This window comes from Hymenobacter agri (assembly GCF_054778495.1).
On sequence record NZ_BAAGZM010000850.1, the window covers coordinates 1 to 1,420 of the forward strand.

At 64.8% G+C, this 1,420-nt stretch carries 3 protein-coding genes; all 3 read left to right on the top strand.

What is annotated here, in order from left to right:
- Positions 1 to 219: ArsR/SmtB family transcription factor (locus ACYVDE_RS22765; protein WP_460503822.1), on the top strand; the 219-nt coding region annotated here is incomplete at its 5' end.
- Positions 220 to 268: 49 nt separating this feature from the next.
- Positions 269 to 730: a DUF6428 family protein gene (locus ACYVDE_RS22770; RefSeq protein WP_460503823.1), complete on the top strand. Its 462-nt coding sequence runs from the start codon at positions 269 to 271 to the stop codon at positions 728 to 730.
- Between the two features lie 25 nt (positions 731 to 755).
- On the top strand, positions 756 to 1,420 hold a 665-nt coding region (locus ACYVDE_RS22775; RefSeq protein WP_460503824.1), incomplete at its 3' end, for an arsenate reductase/protein-tyrosine-phosphatase family protein.

A 1,420-nucleotide genomic window follows, 5' to 3' on the forward strand; every position in this document is an offset into this window, starting at 1 on the left:
GAGCTGGTGCTGGAGTTGCCGCTGTCGCAAAGCACGGTGTCGCAGCACCTGAAGGAGCTGAAGGCCGCCGGCCTGGTGCAGGGCGAAATCGACGGGCCGCGGGTGTGTTATTGCCTCGATGGCGCGGGCTGGGCGCTGGCCCGGCAACTATTCGGCGACTTGCTGGCCGCAGTGCCGGCAACGCTCCCCGGCGGCCCCGATGCGGCCGCCTGCTGCTGAATTCCTCTTTAACCAGTCATTACTTCTCACTCATTAATCAGTCAATTGCATGAAAATTTCGGAGATGAAGGCCGCCCTGCACGGGTTGGCTGCCGTGAGCTTCCGGCTGCCCGACGGTACGGCCCTGCCGGCGCACTTCCACGTGACGGAAGTGGGCCTGGTGAGCAAGCATTTTATCGACTGCGGCGGCGTAGAGCGGCGCGAAACGGTGGCCAACTTCCAGCTGTGGGAGGCCGGCGACTACGACCACCGGCTGGCGCCGCAGAAGTTTCTGCACATTCTGGCGCTGTCGGAAAAGATACTGGGGCCAGAGGACCTGGAGATTGAAGTGGAATACCAGCAGGCCACTATCGGCAAGTTTGGGCTGACGTTTGACGGCACCGGTTTTCACCTCACGGCCAAGCACACGGCCTGCCTGGCGCAGGATGCCTGCGGCGTGTCGGCAGCCCAGGAATTTGCGCTACCGCAGCTGCAAATAGCCGGCTGCACGCCGGGCGGCGGGTGCTGTTAATCTGCTCCTTATATATTTCGCAACTATGCCTGACAAGAAGAACGTGCTGGTGCTGTGCACCGGCAACTCCTGCCGCAGCCAGCTGCTGCACGGCTACTTATGCCAGCTGCTTGGCGACCGGGCCTCGGTGTACAGCGCGGGCGTTGAAGTGCACGGCGTGAACCCCCGCGCCGTGGCCGTAATGGCGGAGGACGGCGTCGATATTTCAGCCCACACCAGCAACCACGTCGACGAGTACGCGACCGTGCCGTTCGACTACGTGCTGACGGTGTGCGACCACGCCAACGAAGTATGCCCGGTATTTCCGTCGAGCGCGCAGCGCTGGCACCACAACTTCCCCGACCCCGCCAAAGCCACCGGCAGCGAGGAGCAGATACTGGCGCAGTTCCGGAGCGTGCGCGAGCAGGTGAAGGCGTACGCGCAGGAGTTCGCACGGGAGTTTGCGCAGGCGGTGCCGAACGATGGACGGGAGCCAGCCCCGCACTCTCCGTCGTTTATTCTTCCTCTCGCGGCCGCGCACTGGCCCGCCGTGCGCGCCATTTACGCCGAGGGCATCGCCACCGGCACGGCTACCTTCACCACCGAGCTACCCACCTGGGAGGCCTGGGATAGCGGCCACCTGCCCACCAACCGCCTCGTTGCCGCCGATGCGGCCGGCACGGTACTGGGCTGGGTGGCGCTGTCGCCGGT

Coding starts and splice junctions, on each gene's coding strand:
- ACYVDE_RS22770 (WP_460503823.1), top strand. CDS start 269: ATGAAAATTTCGGAGATGAAGGCCGCCCTGCACGGGTTGGCTGCCGTG.